Below are 19248 nucleotides of genomic sequence, written 5' to 3'. Positions count from 1 at the left end.
GGGCGGCCGGACGGGACTAGGAGCGGTTGTCGAGGCGGTTGATGCTCGAAATCATCGCCCGCACAGTGGATTCCCCGCTGTCGTCGGCGAGGGCGGCGCCCCAGCCGCGCTTGCCGTCGAACTCGCACCGCACGAACGTCGCGGTGCCGTCGGCGGTACGGCGCTGATGGAATTGCAGGATCTCGACCGGGTAGCCCTCGTCGTAGAGCGCCGAGGTCAGTGCGGCGACCGGGCTGCCCGTCGTCGCGACCGATCGGAGGTGATCATCGAATTCCAGGGTCGCGGTACATTCCGAGCCGTGGCCCGCGCCCGCCCAATCGGAGAGCCGGACCGGCCCGGACTGCACGCAGTACCGGTCGAAGAATTCCGCCGAGGTCAGCTCTGTGGTTTCCGCGCGCAGCCCCTTGGGGGCGGCGGCGATGAACGTGGTCGTATCGAGAGTCAGGATCGTCATTGCAGTAGAGGTCTTCCCGAAGAATGTCGGTGTAAGGGGACCAGCATCAACAATCAACGGCCCGCAGCGAGGGGGCCGGTCCGAATCAGACCCCGCTGCGGCGGGCTACTACGAGAAGTCGCGCCTGCGCCACCTTCGCGGTTAGCGAAGGCACCACGCGGTCGCGGTCTGCGACAGTCAGCGCGGCGCTGCGGCTCTGGGCGGGATTCGGCACGCGTCCGAGAATAGGCATATCGCAGCGCGATAGCAACCTTATTCGATACCCGTTTTCCGCTACTCGCGCGTACCGTCGCCGCAGCTCACGCTGTACGCCGTTCGATCGTCGCCGCGACAGCTCACTCGAGTACCGTGGATCACATGGGTCTCCTCGTGGCCATGACCATTCCCGGCCTCGCCTGCCTGCTCATCGCGCTGGCATTCGCCGAAGTGCTCTGGAATCGCCTCACCGGCGGCCGTGTACTGCCCTGGTCCCGGCGTTCGGGCCGCCCGGTGGCCGCCGCGGGTTTCGAAGAGGTCACCGCGCTGTTCCAGGGGTCCAAGCACCACGAGTTCGAACAGCGACAGACGGCGTTGATGCACCGCGAGGATCTCTCCGACGGCGCGCCGCCGCGTGACGAGATCGACCTGGGCGTCGGAGCGGCGCGATTGCTGCGCCGCTCCGAATAACGCTGCCGCGCCGGGCGAGTCGCGCTTCGAGCGCCTCGCACCACCGACGACGGTCAGCGAGTTCCCGCGGTCGAGCCGAGATATCGTCGCACCGGACAGGCCACCGCCGGGGCCGCCCTCACACGTGGCTCAGCCCGCGACCGACGTCGCCAACACTTTCGGTGGCTTCACCTCGCCGTCGGCTGTGCGGTGCAGGCCGCGGCGGTCGTAGGTCAGCGTCGCCGCCACCCCGAGCACCAGCCCGACCGCGAGACCGACGACGGTCATCCAGACCCCGTGGGACAGACCGGCTTCCGCGTCGCCGTCGAAGAACATGATGGCGCGCACGGCCAGGTAGATCTGATGCATCGGTTCGAAGCGCGCGAGGACGGCGATATAGCCGGGCACCGCCTCCAGCGGTACCGTCGCCGCCGACGACGGCAATCCGAGCACCACGAACAGCACCAGGTTGACCAGCAGTCCCGCGGTACCGAAGGTGGCGAGTACCGCCAGCGCCGTGACGCCGACCGCGAGGATGGCCAGCGTGCCGTAGAGCCACAGCAGCAGCGGACCGGGCACCGGCACGTCCAGCAGTCGCGCGACACCGAGGAATATCCCCGACAGCAGTGGGGCGGCGAGGCCTACGACGGCCCATTTGATCAGCAGCGTCCGGAACCGGCTCATACCGGTGGCGGGTTGGTGCACGAACCACGGACCGTATTCGGTCGGGATGAATCCGAGGAGCGAGTCGACCAGGGTGTGGATGATCATGGCGCCGGTGAATCCGGCCAGGAGCAGGATCAGCGTGTAGAAGAACGCGACCAATCCCTGTCCGGCGCCGTCGGCCAGCGGACGGTAGGGCGCTTCGATCACGTCGATCGGATCGGCGATCATCAGCCGCGCCGCGCCGCTGATTCGGTCGCCCGCTGGAGCGGCGGGACCGGCCGCGAGCGTGGCCTCGACCCGCTCGGTGAGACTCTTACCCACGGTGTCGTCGACCTGCCCGAGGGCGGTGTCGGCGATGCGCTGCATGATCCCCGTGGTGTACGGACCGACGCGGGGATTGGTGTGCACCGTGATGACCGGACGTTCCATCTCACCCGGTACGACCGCGCCCGCGCCGAGGATGACCAGGCGTTTGGTGAAATCCGACGGGATCACGATGGCCCCGTACACCCGGCCCGACTTCAATTGCGCTCGGGCTTCGGAGATTCCGAGGACGCGCAGATCGACCTTGTCGGCGGGAACGCCTTCGACCAGCGCCGCGGCGATCTGGTCGCCGAAGTTCTCCCGCGCGCCGTCGACGGTCTCACCGACGTCCTGATTCACCAGCGCGACCGGGAAGTCGTGCAGATTCTTCTCCGTATTGCTGGCATAGCCGAGGTACATGGTGGCGAGCAGCGCCGCGAAGACCGCGAGCAGCGCGATCGGGGCGGTGAAGATCCGGACCGTCATGAACCTGAATGTAGGCAGTGCCTACAAAGTAGTCAACGCCTACATCTTGTTATCCTGCACTCACGATGTCACTGACCCGCGCCCGCTCCTATCACCACGGCGACCTGCGCGCCGAGTTACTGCAACGCGCGGAGACCACGCTGCGCGAATCCGGTGTCGACGGGCTGTCGCTGCGACAACTCGCCCGCGACGTCGGCGTCAGCCATGCCGCCCCGACCCGGCATTTCCGGGACAAGCAGGCGTTGCTCGACGCGCTCGCCGTCGCCGGATTCGAACGGCTCGGCGCGTCCTTCGACGCGCTCACCCCCGCCGAATCGTTCGCCGAGCCGATGCGCGCGATGGCGCTGACCTACCTCCGGTTCGCCACCGAGAACTCCGCGCTGCTCGCGCTCATGTTCGCCCGCAGGCACAGCCCGGTCGCCGGTGACGAGATGTCACGGGCCGTCGACCACGCCTTCGCGCGGCCGGTCTCCCTGATCGCGAACGCCCAAACCCGCGGCGAGATCATCCCCGGCGACCCGCGGCGCATCGCGCTCACCGCCGTCGCGGCCCTCCAGGGTCTGGCGACCTTCCTCGGCTCCGGACTGGTGTTCCCGGAAGCCGCGGACGCCTGGCTCGACGACACGGTCACCCATGTCATGCTCGGCCTGCGCCCGCGGCCGTAGCGACCGCTAGACGGTCACCTCGTTCAGCTTGCCGGTGGCGACGTCGAAGACGAACCCGCGAATGGAATCCTTGTGCGGGATGAACGCGCTATCCACGATCCGCGCGATCGATTGGCGCACATCGGTTTCCAGATCGGAGAAGGCCTCGGCGGCCCATTCGGGTTTGATACCGGTCTCGGCCTGGATGGCGGCCTTGAAATCATCGTCGGTGAAGGTGAGCATGCCGCAGTCGGTGTGGTGGATCAGGATGATCTCCCTGGTGCCGAGCAGCCGCTGACTGATGGCGAGCGAACGGATCTCGTCGGCGGTGATCACGCCACCGGCGTTGCGGATCACGTGGGCCTCGCCCTCGGCGAGTCCGAGCACCCCGTAGACGTTGATTCTGGCATCCATGCAGGCGACGACGGCTACCCCCTTCGACGGCGGCAGCGGCAGCGGTCCGGCGAAGGTGCTCGCGTACTCCGAGTTGTTCTCCAGGTACTGATCGGTGACGGTCATGTCGTTTCATCCCTCGGCGATCGGTATGCGTGCGTGCGAATTCGGTGATCCGAACGCTAGTGCAGCAATGTGCGAGCGGTGGACAGTCCGATCCGCCGATTTTCCCCAGCGTCGCTCCGGTAAATTCCGGCCGAATCCACCGACGGCGACCCTCGCCGCGGTGGATTCGTTGCCATACAGCTATTTTCACGCGCCCGACCGTCAGTGGGCGGCGGAATCCCAGCTGCGGCCGGTCCCGACGGAGACGTCGAGCGGCACCGAGAGGGCGATGGCCGAGGACATGCGTTCCCTGGCGAGGGTTTCCAGCGCCTCCCGTTCCCCGTCGGCGACCTCGAAGACGAGTTCGTCGTGGATCTGGAGCAGCATGCGCGAACGCAGACCGGCCTCGCGCACGGCACGGTGCACATCGATCATCGCCACCTTGATGATGTCGGCGGCGGTGCCCTGGATGGGCGCGTTCAGCGCCATGCGCTCGGCCGCCTCGCGGCGCTGCCTGTTGCTCGAGTCCAGATCGGGCAGGTAGCGGCGGCGACCGAAGAGGGTTTGGGTGTAGCCGACCTTGCGTGCCTGTTCGACGACTTCGTAGAGGTAGTCGCGGATCCGGCCGAAACGATCGAAGTAGACGTCCATCTGCTCCTTCGCCTCACCGGTGCTGATCTTCAGCTGTGCCGCCAGACCGTAGGAACTCAGTCCGTAGGCCAGACCGTAGGACATCGCCTTGATTCGGCGGCGCACTTCGGGGGTGACCTCGGAGATCGGGATGTCGAAGGCCTTGGACGCGACGAAAGTATGCAGGTCCTCGCCCGAATTGAAGGCTTCGATCAAACCCTCGTCGCCGGAGAGGTGCGCCATGATCCGCATTTCGATCTGGCTGTAGTCGGCGGTCATCAGTTCCGAGTAGCCGGGACCGACGACGAAGGTGTCGCGGATCTCGCGCCCGGTGTCGGTGCGGATCGGGATGTTCTGCAGATTCGGCTCGGTGGAGGAGAGCCTGCCGGTCGCGGCGATGGTCTGGTTGAACGTGGTGTGGACGCGGCCGTCGTCGGCGACCGATTTCAGCAGCCCGTCCACGGTGACCTTGAGGCGGGTGGCGTCGCGGTGTTCGAGCAGGTGCGCCAGGAACGGGTGCTCGGTCTTCTCGAACAGCGATTCCAGCGCGTCGGCGTCGGTGGTGTAACCGGTCTTGGTGCGCTTGGTCTTGGGCATATCGAGTTCGTCGAACAGCACCACCTGCAACTGCTTCGGCGAGCCGAGATTGATCTGCTTGCCGATCACCCCGTAGGCGGCGTCGGCGGCGTCGGCCACCTTGTCGGCGAACCGGCGCTGCAAGGATTCCAGCTGCGCGACATCGACCGCGATACCCGAGTTCTCCAGTTCGGCGAGCACGCCGAGCAGCGGTAGTTCCATCTCCGCGAGCAGGGGGGTGGATTCGATCGTGCCGAGTTCGGTGTCGAGCGCCCCGGCCAGATCGAGAACGGCTCTGGCACGCAACATCTCGGTCTGCGCGAGTTGCGCGTCGACGCTGTCCTCGTCGTCGAGCAACGACAACTGCTGGGTCTCGTCGGTTTCCGCGCGCAGTTCCCGGTGCAGGTAGCGCAGCGAGAGATCGTCGAGATTGAAGGTGCGCTGTCCCGGCCGCACCAGATAGGCGGCCAGCGCGGTGTCACTGGTCAGGCCGTGCAGCGACCAGCCGCGACCGCGCAGCGCGTGCACGGCGGATTTGGCCTCGTGCAACGCCTTGGGCACCGCGGCGTCGGCCAGCCACGCGCCGAGCGCGGCCTCGTCCTCGGGCGTCAGCACCGTGACGTCGATATAGCCGCTCTCGCCGTCGCCCGCCGCGATCGCGAGCGCCTTCACATCACCGTCGACCGGCGTGCCCGTGCCGACCACCGACACGCCGTGCCGGGTCCCCGCGACGGCGTGCTCGGCCAGCCAGTCCGCGACGGCGCCCACTTCGAGTGCGCCACCGCTGATGTCGAATCCGGCCTCGGCCTCGGGTTCCGGCGGCACCAGGGTCTCGAAGAGACGATCGCGCAGCACCCGGAATTCCAGATCGTCGAACAGCTGGTGGATCTTGTTGCGATCCCACGGCTGCTGGGCCAGCTGCTCAGGGGTGTAGGGCAGCGGCACATCCTTCACCATCTCGGTGAGCTGACGGTTGAGCACCACGCTGCTGAGATTGGCGCGCAACGAGTCGCCGACCTTGCCCTTGACCTCGTCGACCTTGTCGACCAGCGTCGCGAGATCGCCGAATTCGCGCACCCACTTCGCCGCGGTCTTCTCCCCCACCCCGGGAATGCCGGGCAGGTTGTCGCTCGGGTCGCCGCGCAGTGCCGCGTAATCGGGGTACTGGGTCGGGGTGAGACCGTATTTGGTCATCACCTCGTCCGGGGTGAACCTGGTCAGATCCGAGACGCCCTTGCGCGGGTAGAGCACCGTGACATCGTCGTTGACCAACTGGATCGCGTCGCGATCGCCGGTGACGATGAGGATGCGGAAACCCTCCGACAGCGCCTGGGTGGTGAGTGTGGCGATCACGTCGTCGGCCTCGTAGCCGTCGATCGCCATCACCGGAATCCCCATCGCGCCGAGGACATCCTTGGTGAGTTCGACCTGGCCCCGGAATTCGTCGGGCGTCTGGCTGCGATTGGCCTTGTATTCCGGATACGCCTCGGTGCGGAACGTCTTGCGCGAGACGTCGAACGCGGCGGCGACGTGCGTCGGCTTCTCGTCGCGCAGCAGGTTGATCAGCATCGCGGTGAATCCGTAGACGGCGTTGGTGGTCTGCCCGGTCACCGTTTTGAAGTTCTCCGCCGGTAGCGCGAAGAACGCGCGGTAGGCGATCGAATGCCCGTCCAGCAGGAGCAGAGTCGGCCGGTCCCCACCGGCGGAGTCGCTGGAACCGGAGCCGGTGGCTGGACGCTGCGCAGTCGTGGGTGAACTCACGCCCCCGAGTCTAGGGACCGGCACCGACAAGGCACTACGCCGACACCCGGGCGGGCCGCGCACCGCTCAGTCGACGTTCACCTGGGCGGCGTACCAGGTGTTGCACTCCCAGGTGTCGCCCTTGTCCGACCCCCACTTCCACCACCCCCAGGCATTGGCGTCGGTGCCGTACCCACGCGGTTCGCCCGGCCGGTCACCGGCGGAGCGGTTGACGCGGGCGGCCTCCTCCCAGGTCTGTTCATCGATATCGCCGCGATCGAAACCGGTGCCGAGGAACATTCCGGAGAAACATCCCGCCTGCAACTCCCAGCGCCTGCCCTGTTCCTGGCCCGCCGACGAATTCCAGCCGAGCGCGGCACGCTTGTCGGTGTAGGCGCGGGTGAGCCCGATGATGGTCTGGATGTGGTGGCCGTATTCGCGCGCGACGACCGCCAGTTGCGCGCCACGGCGTGAGCCGACGGCCAACGGGCGCACCGTGTCGAACGGCAGCAGAATGGTCTCGTCGGTCGCGCAATAGGAACCCTCGCGGATCTCGGAGACGTTCGGCGCGCACGGACTGTTGACCGATCCGGCCTGTTGCGGCGCGAGCAGCCTCGGGGTGCGGAACGGCAAACCCGCCCCGCGTAGCGTCGGCTCCCAGGCGGCGTCGAGGCAGCCGATCGCCGCCTTGTAGAAATCCTGCGCGGTCAGCGCGTCGTCATGCCATCGCGGCAGCGCGCAGTCGACCCGCTCCAGCCCGATATGCTGCGCGAAGAGCGGATGATCGACCAGCGCCGAGACCGCTCGGCTCGACGCGAGCGGCGGGACGCCCACCCGCGACACGCCGGCCAGCGGACCGGACGCGATCGGCGGGGCGCCGTCGCGCGCCGGATTCGGATCCTCGGTCACCGTGCCCTGGAATCCGGGCACCCCCTCGACCGCGGCGGCATGGTGCGTACTGCGCGGATCCTTGGGCTCGAGCGTTCTTCCCGCGGCGACCAGCGCCGCCGCGGCCAGAATTCCGACCACTCCGAATGCCACCAGGATCGGGAATCGTCGACGACGCCGCATCCGCAGCCATCGAGTCGTCAGCGGCGTGTTCATGACTATTCCCTGACCCAGCTTCGTCGACGCATCGTGTTCCATCATGTCGTGCGCGGTCCGGCACGATTTCCCGTGCCGGACCCGACCACTCAGCCGACGCCGAGATAGGCCGATTTCACCGCCGAATCGGTGAGCAGTTCACCGCCGGTACCGGTTTTGGTCACCTCACCGGTTTCCAGGATGTAGGCGCGATCACTGCGGGCGAGCGCCTGCTGCGCGTTCTGCTCGACCAGCAGCACCGTGGTGCCCTGCTGGTTGATCTCGCTGATGATCCGGAAGATCTGCTGAATCACCATGGGCGCCAACCCCATCGACGGTTCGTCGAGCAGCAGCAGGCGCGGACGCGCCATCAGCGACCGGCCGATGGCCAGCATCTGCTGCTCACCGCCGGACAGCGTGCCGCCGACCTGTTTACGCCGCTCCGAGAGCCGAGGAAACAGTTCGAAAACCCAGTCCAAGGTGCTGGAGTACTCGGCTTTCTGTTTGAATCCCCGGCCGTAGCAGCCCATGTCGAGATTCTCCTGCACCGTCATGCCCGGGAAAACACCCCGGCCTTCCGGCGCCTGGATCAATCCGCCGATCACCCGTTCGTGGGCCTTCAGTTTGGTGATGTCGCGGCCCTCGAACAGGATCCGCCCCTTGGTCAGCGGCAGCAGGCCCGACAGCGCGCGCATGGTCGTGGTCTTGCCCGCGCCGTTCGCCCCGAGCAGGGTGACCAGTTCACCTTCGGCCACCTTCAGCGAAATCCCGTGCAGTGCCTGGATTCTGCCGTAGTTGACGACCATGTCCTCGACTTCGAGCAGCGGGGGCGCCGCGCTGAAGTCACGGGTGGCACCGGGGACCGGCCGCTCGCCCGCCGACATCGGCGGCGGACCCTGGCCCGGCTGCACGATCGGCAGTTTCTGCGTCGGCTGATCGACGGTGAAGAACCCTCCGGCCTGCGGTTCGGGCGCGGTGTCCTCGGATTCGCCACTCGCCGTGGCGATCTCGATCCCGGCGTCGGCCGCCGCCTGCTCGACCTCGTCATCGGGCACACCGAGGTAGGCCGCGATCACCGAGGGATCCTCGCGAATATCGGCGGGCAGTCCGTCGGCGATCTTGCGGCCGAATTCCAGGACGACGATGCGATCGGTCACGCCCATGACCAGACGCATGTCGTGCTCGATGAGCAGGACCGTGAACCCGTCGTCGCGGATCTTGCGGATCAGATCCATCAGCGCCGCCTTCTCGCTGGGATTGAATCCCGCGGCGGGTTCGTCCAGGCACAGCAGCTTCGGCTCGGTGGCCAGCGCGCGGGCGATCTCGAGTCTGCGCTGATCGCCGTAGGACAGATTGCGCGCCTTCTCCACGGCATGCGGTGCGATACCGACGAATTCGAGCAGTGCCATACCGCGCTCGATGGCGTCGTGTTCCTCGCGGCGGTGCCGCCGAGTACGGAACACGGCACCGGGCACCGAGGTCTTGTGCCTGGCGTCGGTGCCGACGACCACGTTCTCCAGCGCCGTCATCTCACCGAAGAGCCGGATGTTCTGGAAGGTTCGCGCGATGCCGAGGCGGGTGATCTCGTTGCGCGAGGTCTTCGTCAGCGGTTTGCCGTCGAAGAACACCGCGCCCGCCGAGGGTTGGTAGACGCCGGTGATCGCGTTGAAACAGGTGGTCTTTCCCGCGCCGTTGGGTCCGATCAGGCCGAGGATCTCGCCGCGGCGGATCTCGAAACTGACCTTGTTCAAGGCGGTCAGGCCGCCGAACTGCACCGTCAACTCGTCGGTTCGCAGCAGCGGCGCACCGATCTCGGTGTCGATAGCCCGATTCGTCGCGACGACCTCGGCGACGGTCTCGGCATCGCCGAGGGCCGGGAGCACCGCGGTGACCTCGACCATGCCCGCGCTGCCGATCTGTTCCTGATCTGCGTATCCCGCCGCCATGTCCTCGTTGTCGAAGAGCGCACCGCCCGGGCCCGGCCCGGTCATCGGCCCGCTCCGGCAGCCACCGGCTCCGGCGCCGGACGGCGCACCGCCCGATACACCTGCCGACCGTAGGCCAGCAGTTTCTGCCGAGCCGGGAACAGACCCTGCGGACGCAGAATCATCATCACCACCAGCGCTATTCCGAAATACAGATATTTGAGGTCACCGAGCGACTGCGCGCCGCCCTTGCGGAACAACAGCACACTACCGAGCAGCAGCAGACCCATCACACCGGTGAAGACCGTCGCGGTGATGACGCCGCGCTGGATCCACGGACCCATGTGCTGCACCCGGTAACGCCACGTGACCAGCAGACCGACGAACGCGGCCACGTCCAGGGCGAGGAGCACATACCCCGTCGATTCCTCGGAGACCAGTTGCACCGACTGCAACCGCAGCGGCAGGTAGGCGATCAGGAACGCGCCGACGATCACGCCGAGTTTGTTGCCCTTGCCGCCGAGGACCACCGCGCACAGGAACAGCATCGAGGTGATGATGTCGAATTGGCGCGGATTGACGTAGGTCACCTGCCCGGCGTACATCGCACCGGACAGACCGCCGACGGCCGCGCCGATGGTGAAGGCCCACAGCTTGAATTTGAAGGTGGGCACGCCCATGATCTCGGCGGCGTCCTCGTCCTCGCGAATGGCGACCCAGGCGCGTCCGACCCGGCTGCGCTCGAGGTTGCCGACGATCAACAGGACGATGATCACCAGCACCAGGCCGAGCCAGAACCACCAGGTGCCGTTGTTGGCCCGCACGAACGGATTCCAGCTGCTGGTGTCACCGAGATTGCCCGGCGAGAAGACCCCGCCCGGCCGGGTCTCGGATTCGCCGAGCTGCGGGTAGGCGATCTGCGAGAGTCCGAGACTGCCGTTGGTGACCTCGCCGAGATTGTCGGCGAGCAACCGGACGATCTCACCGAATCCGAGGGTGACGATGGCGAGGTAGTCGCCGCGCAGCCGCAGCGTCGGGGTGCCGAGCACCAGGCCCGACAGCGCGGTCACCGCGATCGCGAGCGGTACGCAGGCCAGCCAGGCCCAGCTCGGATTCAGCCAGCCGCCGTCTGTTTGATTCCACGGACTGTTCGGGCTGGTGAGCAGGCCGACGGTGTAGGCGCCGACCGCGTAGAAGCCGACGTAACCGAGGTCGAGCAGACCCGCTTGGCCGACAACCACATTCAGTCCGACGGCGATGAGCGCGTACATGGCGAACTGCGCCATCACACCGCCGAAGCTCACCGCCGGGGTGTCGAGCAGCGGCGGCGGATACAGCGGGAGCAGCGCCAGCGCGATGATCGCGGGGACGCCGACGGCCCATTGCGCGGGCCGGGACAATCCGCCCCACCAGTCGCGAATCGTGTCGCCGAGACCGGCTTTCGACGGCGCGGTGGGTTCTGCGGAGGGTTCTCCGATGGGTTCTTTGATCACGTCGGTCATGCGCGTGCCCTTCCGAGGCTTTCACCCAGAATGCCGGTCGGCCGGAACATCAGCACGGTCACCAACAGGACGAACGCGACCACGTCGCGCCATTCGGTGCCGAACAGGATCTGGCCGTACTGTTCGGCGATTCCGAGGATCAGCCCGCCGAGCAGCGCGCCGCGCAGATTGCCGATGCCACCGAGCACCGCGGCGCTGAATGCCTTGATACCGAGGATGAATCCGCCGGAGTAGATGATGCCGGTCGGCACCCGCAGGGTGTAGAGCAGCGCGGCCGCGCCCGCGAGCACACCGCCGATGAGGAAGGTCAGCATGATGACCCGTTCCCGCGAAACGCCCATCAGCGTCGCGGTATCGGGATCCTGGGCGACGGCGCGAATGCCGCGCCCGAATTTGGTCTGGTTGATCAGCACTTCGGTCACGATCGCGAGAAAGACCGCGGAGACCACGATCACGATGGCGACATTGGTGACGTCGGCGCCGAGAAAGCTGAACTGCACCTTGGGATCGACGAGCCGGATGCCGGTCTGAGCGTTGGTGCCGCCGAGACCCGGTTTGATCTTCGGCAGGATATAGTGCACGAATTCCTGGATCACGAACGACATACCGATCGCGGTGATCAGGAAGGCGAGGGGTTTCGCGCCGCGTTTGCGCAGGGGCCGGTAGGCGACACGCTCCAAACCCACCGCGGCCGCGCCGGAGACCGCCATACCGAACAGCATGGCGAGCCCGAGGAAGACGATGGTCATCACCACGCCTTGGGAATACACATCACCACTCGGTGCGAAGCCGAGTAATTCCAGCCCCACGTAGGAGCCGAACATACCCAACATGAATATTTCCGAATGGGCGAAATTTATCAGCCGCAGCACGCCGTAGACCAATGTGTAGCCCACGGCGACGAGGGCGTAGATCGACCCGTAAGTCAGTCCGTCCACGGTGAGGCGCCAGAACTGGTCCACCACCCCGGAGACATTGAAGTCGATCGACCCGTTGGCAAGCAGGGCCACGCCGACCGAAGCGGTTGAAGGCATTCGTATCTCTCGCGTCGGGAAACGGCGTGTGCGGGTCCTCGCAGGACCCGCACACGCCGCTCATACTCGTAGTTCGAACTACTTGACCTGGTACATCCAGATCTGGATGTTCGACAGTTCCCCGGTCTCGTTCCACTTGTACTGACGGGCCACACCGGTGCCGTCGTAGGTGCGCACATAGTCGACGAGATCCGCGCGGGTCACCTTACCCGCGGCGATACCCTTCAGCACGATGGTGGTGAGGTCGTAGCCTTCGACCGAGTAGACGCCGGGCGCCTGACCGTTGAGCGCCTTGTATTCCGCGGTGAACTTCTCCGGGGCCGGGCTGCACGGGCACGACAGGTACGCGTCCTTGGCCGAACCGCCTGCCTGGCGGACGAATTCGGGATCGTTGCTGCCGTCGGCGGACGCGAAGGTCGCCGTCACGCCACCGGTGCGCAACTGCTGCACGAACGGTGCCGACTCGGCGTAGTAGCCCGAGTAGAAGATCGCGTCCGGCTTGGCGGCCGCCAGCTTGGACACCGCGGCGGAGAAGTCCTTGTCGCCTTCCTTGACGCCGACCGAGCAACTCGGGTCGACCGCCGAACCCGCCGAGGCGGTGAACGCGTCGGCCAGGCCCTTGCCGTAGTCGGTGTTGTCGACGACGACGCAGATCTTCTTGTAGCCGAGTTTGCCGGTCAGGTACTTCGCGACCGCGGGGCCCTGCGAATTGTCGTTGCCCAGACCGCGGAAGAAGGTCTTCCAGCCGTTCTCGGTCAGCGTCGGGTTGGTGGCGGACGCCGTCAGCGTCGGCATACCCGCCTCGCTGAGGATGCCGCCGGTGGCCTTGGTCTCACCGGAGAAGGTGGGGCCGATCAGCGCGACGATATTGGGATCGCTGACGATCGTCGGAATGACCTGGGTGGCGATCTGCGCCTTACCCTCGGTGTCGAATTCCTTGACCTTGATCTGACAGTCCGGGTTGGCCTTGTTGTGCTTGTCGAGCGCGAGTTTCACGCCCATCACGACGTTGATGCCGAGAGCCGCGTTGCCGCCGGTGAGCGGGCCCGCCATGCCGATCGTCAGCGGAGCGCACTTGGCCTTGCCGTCGCCGGCCGGATCCGCCGCGGTGCCACCGTCGCTCGCGGGAACTTCGTTGCCTTCGGTGTCGAGTTGCACGACCGGCTGGATGGACAGGTCGGCGCTGCCACCGCCGCCACCGTTGTCGGTCGACTTATCACTGCACCCCGACAGCACCAGCGCGGCGGCCGCGCCGATCACCACTACGCCACGCGTCGTACGACTGCGCCATGTCGAACTAAGCACGTCTCACCTCTACGTCCTGTGCTCCCCCCGGCTCCCGGAGGAGGCCGACCACGTCAGCCCGGACAGAACATAGCGTTGGTACGTTAGATCCGCATCACATTCGCATCATGGCTGCGACATCGTGTCGAATTCTTTTTTACGATTACGTGTCGAATGAGTAAAGTTTTCCGGCCACGCCCCGATGCGGGGCGAATTTCCGGTCACTTGGGAGTCAGATTCTCCAGCACCACCTCGGCTACCGCCTTCATGGTGGTGCGCCGGTCCATGGCGGTCCGCTGAATCCATTTGAAGGCCTGCGGCTCCGACAAACCCTGGGTCTGCATCAGCACACCCTTGGCGCGTTCGACCAGCTTACGGGTCTCCAGACGATCGGTGAGGTTGGCGACCTCACTCTCCAGCGCGGCGATCTCGTGGAACCGGCTGGCCGCCAACTCGATGGCGGGCACCAGGTCCGATTTGGTGAACGGCTTCACCAGATATGCCATCGCGCCGGCGTCACGCGCCCGCTCGACCAGGTCGCGCTGACTGAACGCGGTAAGAATCACCACCGGCGCAACACGTTTGGACGCGATCTCGGCCGCGGCGTCGATTCCGTCACGGCGCGGCATCTTCACATCCATGATGACCAGATCCGGTCGATGCTCGATCGCGAGATCGACGGCCTGCTGACCATCGCCCGCCTCGCCGACGACCTGATAGCCCTCTTCGGTCAGCATCTCGACCAGGTCCATGCGGATGAGCGCCTCGTCCTCGGCGACGACGACCCGCTTCGCCCCGGCGTCGCGCTTCGTGCCGGCGCCCCCTGCTGCAGTGCTCATAGGTAGACCCCTCTGGTTCCGATGCCTGTCCCGACACGCCGGACGGAGCGACAGCGGCAGACCCGGATCCTGTCGAACACCAGGCCTCGCCATCGCGCCACCCGGTACGCATTCGAGTGATGTAGAGAGTACCTTTCAGTTTCTCGGAGAACGTAGATACCCTGCGCAAAGAGCGGACGGCGTGGTGCAAGTCGCAACCCGTTCGCGATAGGCGCCCCCGACCCGCTATAGTTCTCCTCCGGTGCGCCGGGTTGGCGGAACTGGCAGACGCGACGGTCTCAAAAACCGTTGTCCGGAAGGACGTGTGGGTTCGAGTCCCACACTCGGCACCAGGGTGAAGGGCGGTTGCGAAGCAACCGCCCTTCCTGTTCTCCGCTCCGATTCCGCAATCGGTCCGCTACGTGCCCGGCACCGATATACCCGGTCAGGGCTTCGAAAACGAATGAGCGCGCCGAGGCCGCGTTCGCGCGTACCGCGCGGTCCACTCTCCCGTCGGTTGAACCGTGGCGAGGTCTCGTTCGTAGTCCCTATGTGGTGGCCGGTGGCCGAGTCCGGTAACAGCTGTCGCCTTCGGCGGCGGAGAGGTGGGGTCGGATGCGTGTGAACAGGACGACGGTCGATCTGTCCGGATATCCGGATCTCGTCGTCATCTATCTGGGGATGCGGGTGCGTAAACCGCGCGGGATCGCGCGCCTGCTGGGATTGGGGCCGAAACTGTACCGCTCGCATCGGGACCGGCCCGACGGGCTGTTGCTGCACGAGGACGTGGTGTGGGGGCTCTTTCCGCCGCACTGGGGAGCACGGCAGTACTGGCGCGACCTGGACAGCCTGGAACGGTGGACGCGTTCGGCGCCGCACCGGGATTGGTGGCAGAAATTCCTCGCCGATTCCGGCGGCACCGGGTTCTGGCACGAGGCCTATTTCGCGCGCGGCGGTATCGACGCCATGTACGACGATATGGATCCGGGAACCGGGCTCGCGCGATTCGCGCCGGTCGTGTCATCGCGCGGGCGGATGTTCTCCACGCGGGGGCGGGTATACGACAAACCCGCGGGCGTCGCGCCGGTGGTTCCCGAATCGACTTATTACCGAACCGAATCCGAGTGAGTGACACCACATTACCGACCTGTTTATGGGACACAGGATTGGGATCGGAAACGGTGGGGTAAGTAGTCGCGGAACGCCCCGGCGGCTCTGGATCGTGACGAGTAGCGAGCGACAGTGCGAATACCCGGGTGCGTTTCGTGTACGGCATCCGACCCGCAGGTGAATATATCGGCGCGCACCTGTGATTCGCCCTTTTCGGCCCGATGGACCGATAACGGGCAGATTACGGTGAACCTATGCACGTCCTGTTCGTCTGCAACGGCAATGTCTGTCGCTCGGTGATCGCCGAGCGGGTCGCCCGCGCCGTCGCGGCCGAACACCGGCTACACGGGCTGACCGCGGAGAGCGCGGGAACCCGCGCGCTGGTCGGCTTCCCCGTCGAACCGCTCGCCGCGCAGACCATCACCGGCCTGGGCGCCGATCCGGCGGGGTTCCGGGCGCGGAAACTGAAGCCGGAGATGATCGACAGGGCGGATCTGGTTCTCGCCATGACCGAACAGTTGCGCGACCAGGCGGCGGCACTGGCCTTCGGGGCCGCTCCGCGCACCTTCACCCTGCTCGAAGCGCACCGGATCGGCAAGGTCACCGGTGCGCGCACCATCGCCGAGCTGCACCGGTCGCGTGACAATCTGTCGCTGGTCGGACGGGAGAACATCGCCGACCCGGTCGGCCTGTCCGAAGCCGCGTTCTGCGAGGTCGGCGACCGGATCGCCGAAGCCCTCGTCCCACTGTTGCTGGCCCTGGCGCCACACGAACCGACGCATCGCGATGCCGAGCGGGGCCCGGGGCTGGTGATGCGACCGGCGGTCCGTTCGGCCCCGCTCGCGTCGTTCCTGGCGGCACAGCACATCCGTTGAGTGGGACGCACACAACAATTCCGCCCCGACTGTGTCGTCGGCGGGCATCGAGGGATTACACTCCCGGCGAACAGACTTCCGCCGTTGATGGTTCGACACACGACAGGAATCAGACATGCCGAAACGAATTTCGGATGTTTCTCTCCATGTTTATGTGACACCGGAAGCCCTGGAACGTGTCGTCGAGACGGTGCGCGGGGTGGTCGACGATCATTTGGAGGACCGCGATGTCTTCGCGTGGCGGTTCACCCTGCCCGTCGACACCGAGGATCCCGTCCACATCGTGCTCGAATCCCAGTGGCGCGTAGACCATCCCGACGCGGAGCCAGGTGATCGCCGGACCTACGAGATCGCCCTGAGCCTGGTCGGCGCGCAACGCGACCTGAGCGCGCCCGGGCTGGCGGCGCTGGAGCGCAGGCTGGTGCTGGAGACCGCGGGCGGGATCACCGGTCCCGAGATCCCGCGCACCATCCGGACGCAGCGCCGCGACACCTTCGACTTCGAGACCGAACGGGAAAGCCTGTAGGACAGCCGGATACGACCCGGATACGACAACGGCCCCGCCGCACCTCGAATACCCGAGGACGACGGGGCCCTTCTCGTTTCAGCGACGCGGCGGAAAATGCCGGATCATGCCTTCCTGCACCACGGTGGCGAGCAGGTCGCCGCCGCGCGAGTAGAACCGGCCGGTGGCCAGGCCGCGTGACCCCGCGGCGACCGGGGATTCGGTGGCGTAGAGCGCCCACTCGTCGAAGCGGAACGGGCGATGGAACCAGATGGAGTGGTTCACCGTCGCGGCGACGATGCGATCCAGACCCCAGGAAAGTCCGTGCGTGGTGATGATGGAGTCCAGAATCGTCGTGTCCGACGAATACCCCAGTGTCGCAACGTGGATCAGCGGATCGTCGGGCAGCGTGCCGTCGGCCTTCATCCAGACCCGATTGTGATTGAGCTGCTCCCCGGTGCCCTTCATGATCCAGGCGGGGTCGTTCGTGTACCGCATATCGATCGGATGCGGCGCCTTGACGAACATCTGCAACTTGTCCTCGAAGCCCGCGAAATGCTCTTCTACCCGTAGCAGCCCGTCCGGATCCGGCACTTCGGGCTTGTCGTGGGCGTGTTCGAGCCCCTTGGCCCACTCCTGGAACGCGGCGAGCATGACGAACAGTTCCTGTCCGTCCTGGCTCGCGGTCACGGTCCGGTTGGCCAGTGAACGGCCGTCCCGGTGCCGGTCCACGCGGTACTCGATCGGCTGCTTGGGGTCGCCACCGCGCACGAAATGCGCGTTGACGACGTGCAGCGGGCGATCACCCGCGGTGCGTCCCGCCGCGATGATGCCCTGCGAGACCAGTTGCCCGCCGAAGGTCCTGCTCGCCACCTTCGCCGGATGCTGACCGACGAAGACGTCCTCGTCGACCTGCTCGAGATCCAGCAGGCCGAGCAGGATGTCAAGATCGGTCCCATCCGTCGATTCGATGCCGACGGTGCCACCTAGGGCAGCTGACATTTAATGATCCTCCTCGCCGATCCGGTGCACATGGATCAGATTGGTCGAACCGACAGTACCGGGCGGGGACCCCGCCACGATGACCACCAGGTCTCCCTTCTCGTATCGGCCCATCGACAGAAGTGATACATCGACCTGGTGGATCATGGCGTCGGTGCTGTTCACCGTCGGCACGATGAAGGTCTCGGTGCCCCAGGTCAAGGCCAGCTGACTGCGCACCTCGGGCAGCGGGGTGAACGCGAGCAGCGGCAGGTGGGTGTGCAGGCGGGCCAGCCGTCGCACGGTGTCGCCGGACTGGGTGAAGGCGACCAGTGCCTTGGCGTTGAGCCGCTCGCCGATATCGCGGGCGGCGTAGGAGATGACGCCGCGCTTGGTGCGGGGCACGTGGGTCAGCGGAGGTACCCGCGTCGACTCCATCTCCACGGCCTGCACGATCCGCGCCATGGTCCGCACGGTCTCGATCGGATACGCGCCGACCGAGGTCTCGCCGGACAGCATCACCGCGTCGGCGCCGTCGAGCACGGCGTTCGCGACATCGGAGGCCTCGGCCCTGGTCGGGCGCGAGTTCTCGATCATCGACTCGAGCATCTGCGTCGCCACGATGACGGGTTTGGCGTTCTCCCTTGCCATCTGGATGGCGCGCTTCTGCACCAGCGGCACCTGCTCGAGCGGCAGCTCCACACCGAGATCGCCGCGCGCCACCATGACGGCGTCGAAGGCGAGCACGACGGCCTCGAGATTGTCGATGGCCTCCGGCTTCTCGAGTTTGCCGATGACCGGCACCCGGCGACCGACGCGGTCCATGATGTCGTGCACCAGTTCGACGTCGGAGGGCGAGCGCACGAACGAGAGCGCGATGAAATCGACGCCGAGTTTCAGCGCGAATTCCAGATCCTCGATGTCCTTCTCGGACAGAGCGGGTACCGAGATGTCCATGCCGGGCAGCGAGACGCCCTTGTTGTTGGAGACGGGGCCGCCCTCGGTGACCCGGCAGATCACGTCGTTACCGTCGACACCGGTGACGGTCAGGCCGATCTTGCCGTCGTCGACGAGCAGCCGGTCGCCCGCCTTGGCGTCGGTGGCCAATTCCTTGTAGGTGGTGGAGACCCGGTCGTGCGTGCCGTCGACTTCGTCCACGGTGATGCGGACTTCTTCGCCGGTGGCCCAGACCGTGCGGCCCTCGATGAACCGACCGAGGCGGATCTTGGGCCCCTGTAGGTCGGCGAGGATGCCGACGGCTCTGCCGAGATGATCGGAGGCCTGACGCACCTTCTTATAGTTCTCGGCATGGTCGGCGTGTTCCCCGTGGCTGAAATTCAGCCGGGCAACGTCCATGCCGCTCTCGACGAGTTCGCGGATACGGTCCTCGGTGGCAGTGGCCGGGCCGAGCGTGCACACAATCTTCGTCCGTCGCATCACGGGTTAGAGCCTAATCCCGTTGGTGTACCGGGGCCTGTGCTGGCCTCGG

The 19248-nt window shown here is 66.3% G+C and carries 17 protein-coding genes, 1 tRNA gene and 1 pseudogene; 6 read left to right on the top strand and 13 right to left on the bottom strand.

Annotated elements, in window-relative coordinates:
- Positions 1-16: 16 nt before the first annotated feature.
- Positions 17-454 carry an alpha-isopropylmalate synthase regulatory domain-containing protein gene (locus OG225_RS04470; protein ID WP_216909248.1) on the bottom strand — a complete coding sequence of 146 codons (438 nt, stop codon included), beginning with the start codon at positions 452-454 and terminating at the stop codon, positions 17-19.
- Positions 455-811: 357 nt separating this feature from the next.
- Between OG225_RS04470 and OG225_RS04465 the strand changes: the two genes are divergently transcribed.
- The gene (locus OG225_RS04465; RefSeq protein WP_405180512.1) at positions 812-1120 is read left to right on the top strand and encodes a DUF6191 domain-containing protein; all 309 of its coding nucleotides are present in this window, start codon (positions 812-814) and stop codon (positions 1118-1120) included.
- Positions 1121-1249: 129 nt separating this feature from the next.
- Here OG225_RS04465 and OG225_RS04460 read toward each other — a convergent pair whose 3' ends face one another.
- On the bottom strand, positions 1250-2554 hold the full coding sequence (locus OG225_RS04460) for a DUF3533 domain-containing protein (protein WP_405180511.1): 1305 nt from the start codon (positions 2552-2554) through the stop codon (positions 1250-1252).
- A 65-nt stretch (positions 2555-2619) separates the two neighbouring features.
- Between OG225_RS04460 and OG225_RS04455 the strand changes: the two genes are divergently transcribed.
- On the top strand, positions 2620-3219 hold the full coding sequence (locus tag OG225_RS04455) for a TetR/AcrR family transcriptional regulator (protein ID WP_405180510.1): 600 nt from the start codon (positions 2620-2622) through the stop codon (positions 3217-3219).
- Between the two features lie 6 nt (positions 3220-3225).
- Here OG225_RS04455 and OG225_RS04450 read toward each other — a convergent pair whose 3' ends face one another.
- The 9 genes and pseudogenes from OG225_RS04450 to OG225_RS04410 all read right to left on the bottom strand — a co-directional run bounded on the left by OG225_RS04450 (position 3226) and on the right by OG225_RS04410 (position 14309).
- The gene (locus OG225_RS04450; protein ID WP_405180509.1) at positions 3226-3717 is read right to left on the bottom strand and encodes a beta-class carbonic anhydrase; all 492 of its coding nucleotides are present in this window, start codon (positions 3715-3717) and stop codon (positions 3226-3228) included.
- 201 nt (positions 3718-3918) lie between these two features.
- Positions 3919-6663, bottom strand: coding sequence for a DNA polymerase I (gene polA, locus OG225_RS04445; RefSeq protein ID WP_405180508.1), 2745 nt, complete (start codon positions 6661-6663; stop codon positions 3919-3921).
- A 66-nt stretch (positions 6664-6729) separates the two neighbouring features.
- Entirely contained in the window at positions 6730-7746 is a 1017-nt protein-coding gene (locus tag OG225_RS04440) for a neutral zinc metallopeptidase (RefSeq protein ID WP_405180507.1), read from the bottom strand.
- An 89-nt stretch (positions 7747-7835) separates the two neighbouring features.
- Positions 7836-8609, bottom strand: coding sequence for an ABC transporter ATP-binding protein (locus tag OG225_RS04435; RefSeq protein WP_405183193.1), 774 nt, complete (start codon positions 8607-8609; stop codon positions 7836-7838).
- Positions 8610-8762: 153 nt separating this feature from the next.
- Positions 8763-9716: pseudogene (locus OG225_RS04430) on the bottom strand (ABC transporter ATP-binding protein); the annotation flags it as partial.
- Positions 9713-11152 carry a branched-chain amino acid ABC transporter permease gene (locus tag OG225_RS04425; RefSeq protein WP_405180506.1) on the bottom strand — a complete coding sequence of 480 codons (1440 nt, stop codon included), beginning with the start codon at positions 11150-11152 and terminating at the stop codon, positions 9713-9715. The pseudogene OG225_RS04430 and the gene OG225_RS04425, both read right to left, overlap by 4 nt.
- Positions 11149-12186: a branched-chain amino acid ABC transporter permease gene (locus tag OG225_RS04420; RefSeq protein WP_109529810.1), complete on the bottom strand. Its 1038-nt coding sequence runs from the start codon at positions 12184-12186 to the stop codon at positions 11149-11151. The genes OG225_RS04425 and OG225_RS04420 overlap by 4 nt, the downstream gene beginning before the upstream one ends.
- Before the next feature lie 78 nt (positions 12187-12264).
- A complete protein-coding gene (locus tag OG225_RS04415) occupies positions 12265-13491 on the bottom strand; it encodes a branched-chain amino acid ABC transporter substrate-binding protein (protein WP_405180505.1) in 1227 nt (408 codons plus the stop codon).
- Positions 13492-13691: 200 nt separating this feature from the next.
- Positions 13692-14309 (bottom strand): ANTAR domain-containing response regulator, encoded by a 618-nt coding sequence (locus tag OG225_RS04410; protein WP_109529809.1) that lies wholly within the window; start codon positions 14307-14309, stop codon positions 13692-13694.
- 245 nt (positions 14310-14554) lie between these two features.
- Here OG225_RS04410 and OG225_RS04405 point away from each other — a divergent pair.
- From OG225_RS04405 to OG225_RS04390, 4 genes are all read left to right on the top strand, one after another.
- A tRNA-Leu gene (locus tag OG225_RS04405) sits at positions 14555-14641 on the top strand.
- A 262-nt stretch (positions 14642-14903) separates the two neighbouring features.
- A complete protein-coding gene (locus tag OG225_RS04400; protein WP_109529808.1) occupies positions 14904-15416 on the top strand; it encodes a monooxygenase family protein in 513 nt (170 codons plus the stop codon).
- 236 nt (positions 15417-15652) lie between these two features.
- Positions 15653-16273: a low molecular weight phosphatase family protein gene (locus OG225_RS04395; RefSeq protein WP_405180504.1), complete on the top strand. Its 621-nt coding sequence runs from the start codon at positions 15653-15655 to the stop codon at positions 16271-16273.
- A gap of 154 nt (positions 16274-16427) precedes the next feature.
- The gene (locus OG225_RS04390; protein ID WP_405180503.1) at positions 16428-16799 is read left to right on the top strand and encodes a hypothetical protein; all 372 of its coding nucleotides are present in this window, start codon (positions 16428-16430) and stop codon (positions 16797-16799) included.
- 78 nt (positions 16800-16877) lie between these two features.
- Here OG225_RS04390 and OG225_RS04385 read toward each other — a convergent pair whose 3' ends face one another.
- Both OG225_RS04385 and pyk read right to left on the bottom strand, forming a co-directional pair.
- Positions 16878-17780 carry an acyl-CoA thioesterase gene (locus OG225_RS04385; protein ID WP_405180502.1) on the bottom strand — a complete coding sequence of 301 codons (903 nt, stop codon included), beginning with the start codon at positions 17778-17780 and terminating at the stop codon, positions 16878-16880.
- Positions 17781-19199: a pyruvate kinase gene (pyk, locus tag OG225_RS04380; RefSeq protein WP_355088820.1), complete on the bottom strand. Its 1419-nt coding sequence runs from the start codon at positions 19197-19199 to the stop codon at positions 17781-17783.
- Between the last annotated feature and the right edge of the window lie 49 nt (positions 19200-19248).

This window comes from Nocardia sp. NBC_01377 (genome assembly GCF_045040005.1).
Classification (GTDB): Bacteria; Actinomycetota; Actinomycetes; order Mycobacteriales; family Mycobacteriaceae; genus Nocardia; species Nocardia noduli.
This window is presented reverse-complemented; position numbering and strand designations above follow the sequence as displayed.